The sequence below is a fragment of the Propionibacterium cyclohexanicum genome (assembly GCF_900111365.1).
GTDB classification, from domain to species: Bacteria; Actinomycetota; Actinomycetes; order Propionibacteriales; family Propionibacteriaceae; genus Propionibacterium; species Propionibacterium cyclohexanicum.
Window position 1 is genome coordinate 26,056 of record NZ_FOGZ01000017.1, and the last position, 14,123, is coordinate 40,178.

Annotated in this window: 11 protein-coding genes; 7 read left to right on the forward strand and 4 right to left on the reverse strand. The window is 67.1% G+C overall.

Annotated elements, in window-relative coordinates; all coding sequences use genetic code 11:
• Nucleotides 1-37: 37 nt before the first annotated feature.
• Nucleotides 38-1,681 (reverse strand): peptide ABC transporter substrate-binding protein, encoded by a 1,644-nt coding sequence (locus tag BMX93_RS08735; RefSeq protein WP_245725805.1) that lies wholly within the window; start codon nt 1,679-1,681, stop codon nt 38-40.
• Nucleotides 1,682-1,885: 204 nt separating this feature from the next.
• Nucleotides 1,886-3,460 (reverse strand): hydroxylamine reductase, encoded by a 1,575-nt coding sequence (gene hcp / locus BMX93_RS08740; RefSeq protein ID WP_091970150.1) that lies wholly within the window; start codon nt 3,458-3,460, stop codon nt 1,886-1,888.
• A gap of 639 nt (nt 3,461-4,099) precedes the next feature.
• On the opposite strand from hcp, the gene BMX93_RS08745 reads away from it, so the two are divergent.
• Nucleotides 4,100-4,912: a hypothetical protein gene (locus BMX93_RS08745; protein ID WP_091970152.1), complete on the forward strand. Its 813-nt coding sequence runs from the start codon at nt 4,100-4,102 to the stop codon at nt 4,910-4,912.
• 207 nt (nt 4,913-5,119) lie between these two features.
• Entirely contained in the window at nt 5,120-6,661 is a 1,542-nt protein-coding gene (locus BMX93_RS08750) for a potassium/proton antiporter (RefSeq protein WP_091970154.1), read from the forward strand.
• A gap of 10 nt (nt 6,662-6,671) precedes the next feature.
• Here the strand turns inward: BMX93_RS08750 and BMX93_RS08755 are convergent, their stop codons facing one another.
• On the reverse strand, nt 6,672-7,166 hold the full coding sequence (locus BMX93_RS08755) for a LytR C-terminal domain-containing protein (protein WP_177170147.1): 495 nt from the start codon (nt 7,164-7,166) through the stop codon (nt 6,672-6,674).
• Nucleotides 7,167-7,381: 215 nt separating this feature from the next.
• On the opposite strand from BMX93_RS08755, the gene BMX93_RS08760 reads away from it, so the two are divergent.
• The 5 genes from BMX93_RS08760 to galK all read left to right on the forward strand — a co-directional run bounded on the left by BMX93_RS08760 (nt 7,382) and on the right by galK (nt 12,675).
• Nucleotides 7,382-8,311, forward strand: a complete 930-nt coding sequence (locus tag BMX93_RS08760) for a cation diffusion facilitator family transporter (protein WP_091970158.1) — start codon at nt 7,382-7,384, stop codon at nt 8,309-8,311.
• 198 nt (nt 8,312-8,509) lie between these two features.
• Nucleotides 8,510-8,797, forward strand: a complete 288-nt coding sequence (locus tag BMX93_RS08765) for a FeoA family protein (RefSeq protein ID WP_091970160.1) — start codon at nt 8,510-8,512, stop codon at nt 8,795-8,797.
• 101 nt (nt 8,798-8,898) lie between these two features.
• Nucleotides 8,899-10,785 (forward strand): ferrous iron transporter B, encoded by a 1,887-nt coding sequence (gene feoB / locus BMX93_RS08770; protein ID WP_177170152.1) that lies wholly within the window; start codon nt 8,899-8,901, stop codon nt 10,783-10,785.
• Complete coding sequence (locus BMX93_RS08775) at nt 10,782-11,327, forward strand: NifU family protein (RefSeq protein ID WP_091970164.1); 546 nt, start codon at nt 10,782-10,784, stop codon at nt 11,325-11,327. The genes feoB and BMX93_RS08775 overlap by 4 nt, the downstream gene beginning before the upstream one ends.
• Before the next feature lie 184 nt (nt 11,328-11,511).
• Complete coding sequence (gene galK, locus BMX93_RS08780) at nt 11,512-12,675, forward strand: galactokinase (RefSeq protein WP_091970166.1); 1,164 nt, start codon at nt 11,512-11,514, stop codon at nt 12,673-12,675.
• 19 nt (nt 12,676-12,694) lie between these two features.
• On the opposite strand, the gene BMX93_RS08785 is transcribed toward galK, so the two are convergent.
• A complete protein-coding gene (locus BMX93_RS08785; protein ID WP_177170148.1) occupies nt 12,695-14,104 on the reverse strand; it encodes a DUF2079 domain-containing protein in 1,410 nt (469 codons plus the stop codon).
• Nucleotides 14,105-14,123 lie beyond the last annotated feature (19 nt).

Sequence of the window (14,123 nt, forward strand, 5' to 3'; positions counted from 1 at the left end):
CGCCGGCCCACGGGAGCTCACGGCAACAGCGTCAACGTCACTTGGTGATGGCGTTGTAGACCGGCACGTTCTGGTAGTTGAACGCGACGTTCTTGGTGCCCTTGGCCGACACCGCGGAGACATTCTGGTACCACAGCGGGATGGCCGGGAGATCCTTGAGCAGGATTTCCTGGGCCTGGTCGTAGAACTTCTGACGATCCGATGCGCTCGTCGCCGCCTCCGCATCGGCGATGGCCTTGTCGAAATCGGGGTTGGAGTAGTCGCCGTCATTCGAGCTCGTACCGGGCTTCGCCGTCGCGTACAGCGGGGCGAGATAGTCGTCGGCGGAGGGGTAGTCGGCCTGCCAGCCACTGCGGAAGGCAGACTTGAGCTGACGCTTGGTGATCTGGCTGCGGAAATCGCTGAAGGTGGCGATCGGCTGGCCCTGCGCCTGGATGCCGAGGGTGTTCTTGATCGAATTGGCCACCGCATCGACCCATGCCTTGTGGTCGCCGTCGGCGTTGTAGGCAATGTTGAAGGTGCCGTCGAACTTCGAGATGGCATCGGCCTGGGCCCACTTGGCCTTGGCATCTGAGGGGTTGTAGGACAACGTGCCGTTGCCGCTCAGCTTCCCGTTGTAGCCGGGGATGACAGGAGCAGTGAAATCGACGGCCGGAGTGCGAGAACCGGAGAAGATCGTCTTGGTGATCGTCGGACGATCGATCGCCTCCGAGATCGCCTGGCGGCGCAGCCGGCCCTCCTCGTTGTTCCCGAAGTGATCCAGGCTCTGCGGGATGGTGAACGACTGGAAGACCGAGCCAGGCTTGCTGATGGCCTGGACCGTGTCGTCGGTGGTGTAGGTGGACAGCGCGGACGCCGGCACCTGGTCGAGCACGTCAAGATTGCCGGCCTGCACATCGGAGTACGCGGCGTTCAGGTCGGTGTAGATGACCAGCTTCACCCCGCCATTGGCAGCCTTGCGGTTGCCGTTGTAGTCGGGATTCGGGGCCAGATCGATCTCCTTGTTGTGCTGCCAGCTCGACAGCGTGTACGGGCCGTCACCGATCGGCTTCTCGCCGAATGCCTTCATGTCGCTGAACGCTTCCTTGGGCAGCGGGTAGAACGCCGAGTAGCCCAGGGACAGCGGGAAGGTGGACGACGGCGCCGTCAGCGTGATCGTGAAGGTCTTGTCGTCGATCACCTTGAGGCCCGAAAGGGTCTGGGCGGTCGGCTTGTCGGCCGAGACCGCGTCGTATCCCTCGATCTGGGTCAGGGTGGGGAACGCGGCGTTGAGCTGCGCATTCGTGCTCAGCGCGGTGTAGTTCCAGGCGTCCACGAAGGAGTGGGCGGTCACCGGTTCGCCATTGGAGAACTTCCAGTCCTTGAGCTTGACGGTGAAGGTCTTGTTGTCCGTCGTGTCGATCGACTGGGCAACCTCGTTCTTCGTCGTGCCGTCGGGCTCGTAGGAGATGAGGCCGGCCCACAGGAGGTCGACGACCTTGCCGCCGCCGACCTCATTCGTGTTGCCGGGAATGAGCGGGTTCTGGGGTTCGGTCGTATTCGCGGAGATCACCGCGGTGGTCGAGCCGGCAGTACTGCTGCCACCACTCGAATTGCTACTGCTGCTGCAGCCCGTGAGCGCCATCGCCACGGACAGGGCAGCGGCCGCGAGTGCGACCGAGAGTCGTGTCTTCTTCTTCACAATCATTCCCCCTCAGGGTGTGGCGCCCGGCACGGACAGATCACGAGCAACAACGTTCACCCATGGACACCAAGCGTCATATTGGTTTCAAGATGGTTAACCCTGTGTGGAATCCTAGGTCCGTCTGTCTGCGACGTATCAAAATCTCATTTCGTCCACATCCGTCTCGCTCTTGTGCTAAAGCTCCAGTTCTCCGCCTTCAACTCACTGGGAAACCAGATCGTTCTGGACTGTGCTCGTCGGAGCCAGCCCGAAGTCACTGGCGAGCACCTCGAGAACCCCCGGTGAGACGAAGGCAGGGAGCGTGGGCCCGAGCCGGATGTTCTTCACGCCGAGTGCCAGAAGACTGAGGAGCACGCAGACGGCCTTCTGCTCGTACCAGGACAGGACGATGGTGAGGGGCAGGTCGTTGATCCCCACGCCGAGCGCCTTTGCGAGAGCCTGGGCCACCGTCACGGCCGAATAGGCATCGTTGCACTGTCCCATGTCCAGCAGCCGCGGGAGCCCACCCACCGTGCCCAGGTCCAGATCGTTGAAGCGGAACTTTCCACAGGCGAGCGTCAGCACGAGGCTGTCGGCAGGCGTCGATTCCACCAGCTGCGTGAAGTAGTTGCGTCCGTGCAGTGCCCCGTCGCAGCCACCGACCAAGTAGATGTGGTTGACCTGACCTGATTCGATCGCCCCGACCACGGTGTCCGCCACGGACAGCACCGCATGATGGGCGAAGCCGGTGGTGAGTGTGCTGCCGCCGTTGATTCCCGTGAAATTATGGGGCTCGGCCCAGCCGCCGAGTTCTTTTGCCCGCGTGATGACACGGGAGAAGTCCTTGTGACCGTCGGGATCGGCGTCGATGTGGGAGACGCCCGGGTGGGCGACCATCGCTGTGGTGAAGACGTGGTCCTGGTAGCCGCTGAGCGGTGGCATGAGGCAGTTCGTGGTGAACAGCACCGCGCCCGGCAGTTCGGAAAATTCCTTGCGCTGGTTCTGCCAGGCGGTTCCGAAGTGACCTTTGAGGCAGCTGTAACGGCGCAACGCCGGGTATCCGTGGGCCGGCAGCATTTCGCCGTGCGTGTACACGTCAACCCCACTGTTCTCGCACTGCTCGAGCAGCATCGAGAGATCATGCAGATCGTGTCCGCTCACCACGATGAACGGCCCGGGCTGAACCCGCATCGAGACCTCTGTCGGTTCCGGATCCCCGAAGCATGAGGTGTTGGCGTGGTCGAGCAGTTCCAGGCATGCGAAATTCACCATGCCGAAGTCGTGCAGCAACTCCAGCCATTCGGGCACGCTGTGTGAACGTGAGGCCTGCGCCATGCCGCCCACGAGCCAGGCGTCGACCCGGGGATCGTGGTGACCGAGCACATGGGCGTGATAGGCGTAGGCAGCCATGCCCCGCAGACCGAGCACGAGCAGTGCCCGGCAGGATCCTTCGGTGGTGGCGGATTCGAAGAGCGCCCCTGGTTCGGCCACGGCCTCGAGCACAACGTCCTGGCCATGGGTCCAGGCGAGTCTTCGCTCGGCAATGGTCTGGGCCAGCCCGGCGCAGGCATCCGCGTCGAAGCTCACATTGGTGACCGTCGTGAACAGGGCCTCCATGAAGGTCAGCGCCAGCTCCGCCGTCGGGGGCCGGCCCTCGGCAGCAACGGCGAGTTTCATCAACTCGAAGGTGATGAGATCCTGGGCAGCGGACGTGTCCGGTGTCTTGCCACACACCCCGAGATCGACGCACCCCACGCCGTGCGCGGTCTGTTCGCACTGGAAACAGAACATGGACATGATCAGGCACCTCCAGGAACATGGGCCCGGTGCCGGACCCGAGCCCTCACGATAGAGACGGTGTCTGTTGCCAGTGCACCAGTTTTGCATTCCGGAACGCGTACCAACCGGCGCGCCTGGATATTAGGCGTTAGGCATGAGGCGCTGTGGGTGGAAGACACCGTGATGGTGGGTCCTGGTCATGTCCCGCGGCGTGGTATTGCGCCGCGTCCTTGTTATGGCGCCGCGTCTGGTGTGGGGGACGCGGGTGCGGCGTTGAGGGGAGTGCCACATGTGGGATCTGTGGTCGGTCCGGGACGCATGGCGCCGCCTCTCCTCTTGGCGTCCCTCTGCTTCCCGCGGCGTGATGGTGAAGGGGCGGCGTGATATTGCGCCGCGTCCTTGTTGTGGCGCCGCGTCGGTGTGGGGACGCAGGGTTTGTGGCGCCGCGTCGGTGTGGGGACGCAGGGTTTGTGGCGCCGCGCCGGCCAGCCCGGACGGGCCAGAAAGAGAGGGGCATGCCCGAACTGCGGTTCCTGGGCAACGCCTGGCCTGTGGCTATCATGGGCGCGCACCAGTTCGCGGTGAGAACTCCCGCAGTTCGGCGCGGTTGCCGCCGCGCGATCGAGTATGTCGAGGAGCGCAGGGAGTGGCCCAGGGATGAACCAGACGGAGTCTCACGTCACGACGCGCCGTTCGGTGCCTGTCGGTGTCTTCTCACTCGTCGTCGCCGCCATCCTCTCCGTGGTCAGTGGTGTGTGGATCCGCTACGGCAATTTCCCCAGCTGGCTCCTCCCGGTGGCACTCACACTGGTCGAGGTGGGGATCGGTGTCATCATGCTCCGCCCGCTGCGCTTCCGGCTGGTTGTCGACCCGGCAGGAATTCGCGTCGAGGGGCACGCTGCGTGGTCGCTCGGTGCGCACGAGATCCTTGCCGCCGGTGTGCTCGGCGGACGACACCCCACGCTGTGGGTCAAGCCCACGGAACAGCTCGCTCGTCAGGAGCGGGGATTCACCCACTCGGCCTCGGCCCCCGCCGGTGCACATCTCGTCCTTGTCGATCCCGCTTCGGCGGCCACCATCCAACGGGCCCTGGCAGAACTCGGCTTTGCCGACGGCAGTGCCCGGCTCAACCATCCCCGCTACCAGACGGTGACGGGACGCGTGGCCCGCGTCCGCGCACCCCTGCTGGGCGGGAGGGCCCAGGACATTGTTGCTGGCCGCCATGATCATCCCCGCCACCGGGCAGTGTCGGGCCATGCGCGACGAGCGGCGCCCGATGACGCCGGGCCGGCACCGAGCTGGGAGGAGCCCCGGCATGCGTCACGGGCCATGCGCGGTAGCGAGGACGCAACCTCGCCACCAACCGGGTCCCCCGCTGAAAGAGCAGAAAGAGAGACATCGGAGGCATTGGGGAGCGACAGACCCGCCGCCACGAACGGGGCCCGTGCCCGCCGCGGCAGTACCCAGTGATGACAGCCGCGCTGGAGACCAGTCCACTGGGGACCAGTGCACAGAGGACCGGCCCACAGAGGACCAACGCAGGAAAACGCACAGAGGACCAGCACAGGAAAAGGTACGGGAGGAAGACGATCGAGCTGGACACAGCACATGAATGCCCGCCGGTGGCGAGAGCCCTGGGGCGCCCGGGAACAAGCATCTGAGCAGGGAGGAGAAGCCATGTCCTCGTTCGACATGAGTCTGTTGCTCGGCTCCCTCGTCGTGCTGGTGGCCATTGCGGCGGTCCGGCTGGGCTCGCGCGCCGGTCTGCCGGCCCTGCTGCTCTTCCTGCTCGTCGGCATCGTGCTCGGCCCGGGCGGTTTCGGCCTGCAGTTCGGCGACGTCCAGCTGGCCCACGACCTCGGATTCGCTGCACTGGTGCTCATCCTGGCCGAGGGCGGGCTCACCACGAAGTGGCAGTCGGTGCGTCCGGTGCTGGGCCTGGGGCTGCTGCTGGCAACCGTCGGGGTGCTCGTGACGATCGCCATCGTGGGTCTGTTCGGCTACTTCGTCCTGCGGCTGTCCTTCCCGGTCTCCTTCCTGCTCGGGGCAATCGTCGCCCCCACCGATGCCGCCGCGGTCTTCTCGGTGCTGCGCGGAGTGAAGATCCCGGCGCGGCTGCGCGCCGCCCTCGAGATCGAGTCGGGCCTCAACGATGCGCCCACAGTGCTGCTCGTCACGGCGGGGACGGCCCTGTCGGTGGGGCAGAGCCAGCATGGCGGGGCGCTGGCGATCGCCGGGTCGGTTGTCTACGAGCTCGTCCTGGGTGTCCTGCTCGGCCTGTTGGCCGGCTGGCTCGGAAGCAAGGTCATGGCACGGCTCTCGCTGCCCGCATCAGGCCTGTACCCGCTGGCCACCATGGCCTGGATCGTGTTCACCTACGGTTTCGACGAACTCGTCCACGGCTCGGCCTTCGCCGCCGTCTACGTCTGCGCGGTCATCCTGGGCAATTCACAGCTGCCCCACCGTCACGCCACTCGCTCGTTCGCCGAAGGGATCGGCTGGGTGGCCCAGATGGGGCTGTTCGTGATGCTCGGCGTGCTCGTCACACCATCGAGCATCGGCTGGGGCGACACCCTCGTAGCAGTGATGCTGGGTCTCGTGCTGCTGTTCGTGGCTCGTCCGGTGGCAGTGTTCATCTGCGCAGCCTGGTTCAAGGTGCCCTGGCGTCACCAGCTGTTCATGAGCTGGGCGGGTCTGCGCGGGGCAGTGCCCATCATCCTGGCCACCGTGCCACTGGCAGCCGGTATGCCCGAATCGCCCGTGCTGTTCGACATCATCGTCGTCTTCGTCGTGGTCTTCACCTGCGTACAGGCGCCAAGCCTGCCCTGGCTTGCCAGGCGCCTGGGCCTTGTCGACCCGCATGCCGCGACCGATGTCGACATCGAGGTGGCGCCCTTCGAGGAACGCCGCGCCGATCTGCTCGAGGTCAACATTCCCGAAGGATCCCGGCTTGCCGGAATGACCGTTCTCGAGATGCGCCTGCCGCCCAATGCGGTGGTCTCGCTCATCATCCGGGGGGAGGACTCCTTCTCGGCAGACGGGAGCACCACCTTGCAGACCGGCGATCAGTTCCTCGTGGTGACCCCGGCCGAACTCCGGGACACCGTGGAGAGGCGCCTCACCGAGCTGGGCCGGGGTGGGCGGCTGGCCAGCTGGCATCGAGGTGGACGCAGATGGCGCGCTGAGCGAGGGATGGCCGGCGAATCCGAGAGCTACTGAGCCGGCGGGCTCAGGGGGTGGTGGAGGAACCGGCGGTCGGCACGCAGATGGTGCCTGCCGGCACGGCGATGCTCGTCGGAGCGTCCTGGCGCATGCCGCCGAAGGAGTCGTTGATGACGATGTCCACCAGGTGGCTGGTGCGTCCATCGCCGAGCGCCTTGGCGCCGGGCAGGAAGCCGGCCACCAGTCTCACCTCGGGGTCATCGGCGCTGGCCCCCACGATCGTCGTGACGTCCACCGTGGTGCTCGTGTTGGTCGTGCTCACGACGGGGAAGCCCTTGGCGCCCAGATCCTGGGCGAGGCTGGCGGCCCGTCCGCGCACAGTGCCGGAGTTGAGGACGCGTACCTGCACCTGGGAGGTGGTCAGGGTGCTCGCCGATGTCGTGACGCAGCCGTTCGGGGCGCGGTCGATCGGGTGGGTGAGCATGCGCCAGCCCCACCACAGCCCGAAGGCCAAGACGGCCACGAGCAAGATCAAGATCACCGGAGTCACCCATCTGCGCACTCTTGCCCCCCTTCGCGCCCAGTCTTCCCGAGGTGCGTGATCCCAGCTGCCGCGAAGCCCTGGCATGGACACTGCGGTGCGCGCACAGCCCACCGGCGCGGCGCGCGACCCTGTTCGGGACGGGGGCGGCCATCGCCGGCGCGCGTCGAGATCACAGGGTCGATCATAGAGAAGGAGATCGCCCGAGGTGGCGAGTGAGGACGGGAGACAGTGGGATGGGCCATCGGCACGAGCACGGCCGGGAGGGTGCGCCAGCGCCTGCAGGCAGCACGCGCAGGCTGGGGGCCGCGCTGGGCATCACCGGGCTTGTCCTGGTGGCCGAGGTCTTCGGATCCGTGCTCACCGGCAGCCTGGCTCTGCTGGTGGACGCCGGGCACATGCTCACCGACTGCGCCGGCCTGGCCATAGCCCTGCTCGCCGCCGTGCTCGCGCGCCGTCCACCCTCGGCGCGACGTACCTGGAGTTGGGCGCGGGCCGAGGTGCTCGCCGCCGCGCTCCAGGGCCTCATTCTCGTGGCCGTCGGCGCCATGGCGCTCGTCGAGGGCATCCAGCGCCTCCTGCGCCCACCGCAGGTCAGCGGCGGCCAGCTGCTGTTCTTCGGCGTGCTGGGGATGCTGGCCAATATTGCCTCCGCGCTCGTGCTCAGCGGCGGGCGGAGGGCCAATCTCAACACCGCAGCGGCCTTCCTCGAGGTGATGAGCGACGCCCTGGGCTCCCTCGCGGTGGTCCTCGGGGCCGTGGTCATCGCCCTGACCGGATGGGCGCGGGCCGACACCGTGGCCGGTCTGCTCATTGCGGCGCTCATCGTGCCGCGCGCCATCCTTCTCGCCCGCGAGGCTGCCTCGATCCTGTTGGAGAGCACTCCTGCCGGGCTCGACCTCGACGACGTTCGGCGCCACTTCGTCGCCACTGAGCACGTTCTGGACGTGCAGGATCTGCATGCCTCCCTCATCGCCACCGGGCTGCCCACGGTGACGGCGCACGTCGTGCTGCGCGACGAGTGCTTCCACGACGGCCATGCCTTGGAGGTGCTCGACTCCTTGCAGACCTGCCTGGCAACCCATTTCGCCGTGTCAGTCACCCATTCGACGATTCAGCTCGAGCCGGCGGCGCACGGCAACCACGAACCCGAACTACGGATGTGAGGACGCGGGGGCGTCCCGACCACCGGATGCCCGTCCGAGTTGTTCGCGCTGGGCGGTGAGAATTGCCACAGATCGGGAATAAAACGGCGATCACCACCCGGCCAAGGGGTACCCCGCCGATTCAGATGAGGCTTGCCTTAGTTATCGTGTTCTTGCCGGGTTGACCCGGGACACCGTCGAGGGGTGAAGGGAACGGACATGGCGTCGAATGCTGAGTTGACCAGCCAGCCTGTAGTCGCGCTGAGCGGCCTGCGGTCTGGGGAGCGCGCGGTGATCACCGAGGTGGGCGGTGATCCCTCCATCCGTCATCGAATGCACCTGCTGGGCTTCACCCGTGGACGCGAGGTGAGCCTCGTGCGCCGGGCACCCTTCAACGGCCCGATGGTCTTCCGGGTCTGTGATGCGGAGATGTGCCTTCGGGAGGCGCAGGCGCGTCTCGTGAGCGTGCGCCGTCTCGACCTCGCGGCCGACCAGTCAGCGGCCTGAGCCAGCAGATCACGAGTTCGGGAGACGATATGACAGCACAGCCCATTGCGTCTGGTTCCGGTGGCGCGGCTCTCGCCGAGCGCCAGCCGCGCATTGCCCTGATCGGTTCGCCCAACGGCGGCAAGACGTCCATCTTCAACGGTCTCACCGGCCTGCACGCCAAGACCGGGAACTATCCGGGCGTCACCGTCTCACGCACCTATGGCATGTGCCAGATCAAGGGTGCCAACTACAACATCGAGGACCTTCCGGGCTGCTACTCGCTCACCCCGATCTCACCGGACGAGCAGGTGGTCGCCGACCTGCTGGGAGGCAATGTCCGCGGTATCGAGTCACCCGACGGGCTGCTCGTGGTGGCCGATTCGACGGCCCTGCGCCGCGGCCTGCTGCTGCTCGCCGAGGTTCTCCAGAAGCAGATACCCACTGCCGTTGTCCTCACGATGGCCGACGAGCTGCGCCGTCGTGGCGGCAGCATCGACCAGCAGGCGCTCAGCCGGGCTCTCGGGATTCCGGTGGTCACCGTGGTGGCGAACCGCGGTATCGGCATCGGGGAGCTGCGTCATCTCATCGCCGACTGGCGCAACTGGTCGGTGCCCCCCATCGATCCGCCGCAGGACCCCAACGAGCTGGCGGGCTGGGTCGATTCAGTGCTCGACAGCGCCGGATACCAGGTGCCGGTGCCCGACGAGCGCACCCTGCGCATCGACAAGGTACTGCTCCACCCGGTCTATGGCTCGATCATCTTCTTCGCCGTGATGTTCGTCTTCTTCCAGGCCCTGTTCACCTGGGCCGCACCCTTGCAGGACGCCATCACCAATCTGCTGGCGATGCTGGGCGACTGGGTGAGCTCGGTCGTCACGAACTCGATACTGTCCGGGCTGATCGTCAACGGCGTGCTCGGCGGTGTGGGCACGGTGCTCACCTTCATCCCCCAGATCGTCTTGATGTTCCTGCTGCTCGCGCTGCTCGACTCGGTCGGCTACATGTCGCGGGCCGCCTTCCTCATGGACAAGGTGATGAGCAAGGCCGGACTCGAGGGGCGGGCCTTCGTGGCCGTGCTCTCCAGCTTCGCCTGTGCTATCCCCGGCGTCATGGCGACGCGCACGATCCCCTCCTCCAAGGACCGGATCGCCACGATGCTGGGAGTCCCACTGGGAACCTGCTCGGCCCGGCTTCCGGTCTACCTGCTGCTCGTCGGCATGCTCGTGCCCTCCGATGCGACGCTCGGGCCGGTGAGCGTACAGGGCATCGTGATGTTCCTGCTCTATCTGCTCGGGGGCGTCTCGGCCATGATGGCAGCCTGGGTGGTCAAGAAGATCACCGATCGCTCGGGCAATCTCATGCCCTTCTACATGGAGATGCCACCCTACCGGCTGCCCCGCCCGAAGTCGGTGCTGCTGGCCATGTGGGAGCCCACCAAGGCCTATCTGCGCAAGGCCGGCACGATCATCCTCGCGGCCTCGGTGATCATCTGGGCACTGACCGCCATCCCCGGTCGCTCTCCTCAGGAGCTGGAGGCAGCCGGCGTCGATCCCACCGACAGCGTCGCGGTCACCTCGTACACGATGGAGAACTCCATCGCGGGCCACATCGGCAAGGCCATCGAGCCGGTCTTCGAACCGCTCGGCTTCGACTGGCGTGTCAACATCGCGCTGGTCGGCTCCCTGGTGGCGCGCGAGGTCTCGGTCTCGACGCTTGGCCAGCTGGCCGCCGCATCCGATCCGGAGGACAACTCGCAGGTGGCCCAGAGCATCTCGCAGTGGACCTATACCGAGGGCCCTCACCAAGGCGAGAAGGTGTTCACCGCGCCTACCATCGTGGCGCTCATGCTGTTCTTCGCCTTCGCCTTGCAGTGCATGTCGACGCTGGCCGTGATGCGACGTGAGACGAACACCTGGAAATGGCCGGCCATCGCCTTCGGGTACATGTTCGTGCTCGCCTGGGTGGCCGGTTTCATCGGGCACACGATCATGAGCCTGTTCTCATGAGTGCACCGCACAGCGCCGTCATCTCCGTGCACCCCGAGCGCACCGCCAACCCGGACACGCTGCGCTGGGTGGTGTGCCATATACCGATGCCCTTCGCCGGCCCGCTGCAGACCGCTCCGGGGCTCGGTGAGCTCATCGGCACAGTGGTCAGCCGAGCCAGGGTGAATGCCGACTCGATCGACATCACCCTGGCACCCGGGCACGACTGGCGCGCCGACGGTGCCGCAGTGCGTCATGGCCTCGTAGTGGCCCTGGCGCGCACCGATGAGTGGGTCGGGGGCGCCGATGCCAGCCGTCTGGGCCCCGACGATGTCCTGCGGCTGTGTGCCTGCGAGCTCATCGATGGGCCGGTGGGCGCGATCGCCACTGTGCACGGCGGCAGTATCGAGCTCGTCGACGTCAGCGACGGCGTGGTGACCGTGCGGATGCACGGCGCCTGCCGTGGATGCCCCGCTGCCGCGATCACCATGCATCAGCGACTCGAGAGTCAGCTGCGGCGCAAGGTTCCCTCCCTGCGGGAGGTGGTGAGCACCGCTGCCTGAGTGCCGCCTCCCGGTGTGGCAGGCGGCGCGCGCCGCCTCCCCGGGTGGCAGGCGTGCGAGTGCCGGCGTGGGCCCTGGAAGCGGCGATGTGGGAGAGTGGTGCTCATGTCTTTCGGGGTGAACAGCGGATGCGCCGTAGCGGTCGGTATCGGCCATCGGCCGATCGTCGGGCGGCGACACTGAGGTGAGGCCCCAGACGATCCGCGCAGCTTTCGAACGGCACTACGGCCTGGCCCCGAAGGGAATCTGGTCCGCCCCCGGCCGGTTCAATCTCGTGGGCGAGCACACTGACTACAATCGCGGTTTCTGTCTCCCCGTGCCGCTGGACCGGCGCACCTATGTGGCAGCCCGGCCTCGGCGCGATGACCGCGTCCGCCTCACCTCGCTGGAAGTGGAGGGAGACGTCGACCTGCACCTCGGTGAGGTGAGCGCCCTGCGTCCTGGGGGCTGGGGCAGCTACGCGGCCGGAACGCTGTGGGCGCTGCGCCAGGCCGGCCACCACGTGCGCGGCGTGGACATCCTCGTCGGCTCCGACCTGCTCATCGGCGCCGGACTGTCGAGCTCGGCGGCCCTCGAATGCTCGGTTGCGGCGGCGATGAGCGATCTGTTCGGTCTGGGGCTGCTCGCCGACGATGCCGGGCGGGCCAGGCTGGCCGAGATCTGCCAGACCGCCGAGAACGTCATCGCCCAGGCACCCACCGGCGGGGTCGACCAGACCTCTGCGCTGCGAGGGCGAAGCGGCCATGCGCTGCTCATCGACTTCCTCAGCGGGGAATTGCGTCCCGCGCCGTATCGTCCCCACGACGACGGCGTCGAGGTGCTCATCATCGACACCGCAACCCGCCATGCACTGTCCTCGGGACACTTCGGCAACCGTCACGCCGAGTGCGACCGGATCGCGGCGATCCTCGGGGTGGACTGCCTGCGGCGCATCGACGTGGACCACCTGCCGGCGGCGATGAAGCAGTTGTCCGATGCCACGCTGGCACGGCGCTTGCGCCATGTCGTGACCGAGAACGCGCGAGCGGTGGCAATGGCCGATGCCCTCGACCGGGGTGACTGGAGGTCCGTCGGAGCCGGGATGACGGCCGCGCACGCATCCATGCGCGACGATCTGCAGGTGAGTCTGCCGCAGATCGATCTTGCCGTGGACACCGCGCTGGCGGCCGGGGCATGGGGCGCCCGGCTGGTGGGCGGAGGTTTCGGCGGCTGTGTGCTGGCCGTCGTGCCGATCGACCGTACGCAGGCCGCAGCGCAGGCCGTGGCCGATGCCTATGCGCGGGCCGGCTATGCGTCACCGCGTGGTTTCGCGGCGCGCGCAGGCGACCCGGCCCACCGGGATCTGTGAGGGCTCGGCGAGCCGGGGCTCAGGGAGCCGTCGGTGCGCAGGCCGGGCGAGCCGAGATGGTTCCGGGCCGGCGCAGGATCACCAGGCCGTCCTCGCCGCCGATGGGCAGATAGCCCGCTCGCAGATAGACCGCCTCGTGGGACTGCGGTGTGCCCATCTGGTAACTCACCTCGGCGTGGGTGAGATCGAGGATCACGTAGTCGGGGGGTGGCTGGGCCACGCCTGGCAGCGTCGTCCGGTTGCTCTTGGTGAGCCGGGGAGCGAGCCGGTCATCGACCGCCACGCAGGTGTCGGGAGGAATCGCCTCGACGGCCTGCTGTTGCGCCTCGATGTGGGGGGTCCGCCGCCACGCGGGGTAGATCAGACGGCCCAGCGGATGATTTGTGGGGCTCAGCACCAGCCCGAGGAGCACCGTGCCGGCGAGCGTGATCGCCAGGATCTTCGCGCCGAGCCTGCGGCGTTGTGGCGGGAGATGCCGCAGGGCGTCGATCGCCGCGCAGAACAGGATCACCCAGATCGGTGCGGAGTAGTGAAATTGGGGTGTCCACAGGTGGGGCCGCGAGGAGAGGAAGCGCTCTGCAAGGAGCGGAAGGGCCAGGAGCGTATAGCGCGAAGCGAAGGGCAGCAGGAGCAGCGGGAGGAAGAGCCATGCCCAGGTGCTGAGCTTGACCACCGGGACGAACAGCAGCTCCACGGTGCGCAAGGGGTGGGTGACGATGAAGGCGGCCGCCGACGGTGCATCGGGGCCCAGCTCGCGGAAGGTCCAGTAGGCGAAGCTGCCATGGGCGTTGAAGTGCGGCACGATCACTGTGGTGACCACCACGAAAGCGACGGCGCCGGCGGCGCCCAACGCAGCACCGAGCCATCGCCGGGGCGCCCGGAGGAGGCGGATGAGGCCGACGAGCGCCACCACTGCTCCCATGTCCTCGCGCACCCCGAGCAGCACCAGGCAGCACACCACGAGGGGTACATCCCGGCGCCTCTCGAGGGCAAGGATCACACCAGCCAGCAGCGGGACGGCAAAGGCGATCTCGTGAAAATCGAAGTCGATCATCGTCTGGACAGGCCAGGCGAAGCTGTAGCCGGCCAGCAGCAGGAGGCGGGTGGAGCGCTCGAATCGGTCGCCGAGCACCGCGTGGACGATGGGGATGCTCGCCGCGACGAGCCCCGCCTGGGCGATGGGCAGAACCCGGGGGTCGTCCCACAGCCAGTACAGCGGGGCAAGCACTGCGATGATCGGGTGGAAATGATCCCCGAGCAGGTTGTAGCGGATGCCCTTGAGGGCCACATAGGGCGGCTGGAAGTGGGAGTACTGGCGCACGGCCTGATCGAAGATCCCCAGGTCGTAGCCGGCCGGCAGGAACTGGGGGAAACGGCTCAGGGAATAGACCGCGTAGAGCAGGAAGGCCCCGAGCGTCAGGAGGCGCACGGCGAGCGTCTCGTCTCGC

Bases quoted from the DNA above. Each gene is read 5' to 3' on its own strand.
- BMX93_RS08765 (WP_091970160.1), top strand. From the start codon at position 8,510: ATGGCGTCGAATGCTGAGTTGACCAGCCAGCCTGTAGTCGCGCTGAGC.
- BMX93_RS08750 (WP_091970154.1), top strand. From the start codon at position 5,120: ATGTCCTCGTTCGACATGAGTCTGTTGCTCGGCTCCCTCGTCGTGCTG.
- BMX93_RS08775 (WP_091970164.1), top strand. From the start codon at position 10,782: ATGAGTGCACCGCACAGCGCCGTCATCTCCGTGCACCCCGAGCGCACC.
- hcp (WP_091970150.1), bottom strand. From the start codon at position 3,460: ATGTCCATGTTCTGTTTCCAGTGCGAACAGACCGCGCACGGCGTGGGG.
- BMX93_RS08760 (WP_091970158.1), top strand. From the start codon at position 7,382: ATGGGCCATCGGCACGAGCACGGCCGGGAGGGTGCGCCAGCGCCTGCA.
- BMX93_RS08745 (WP_091970152.1), top strand. From the start codon at position 4,100: ATGAACCAGACGGAGTCTCACGTCACGACGCGCCGTTCGGTGCCTGTC.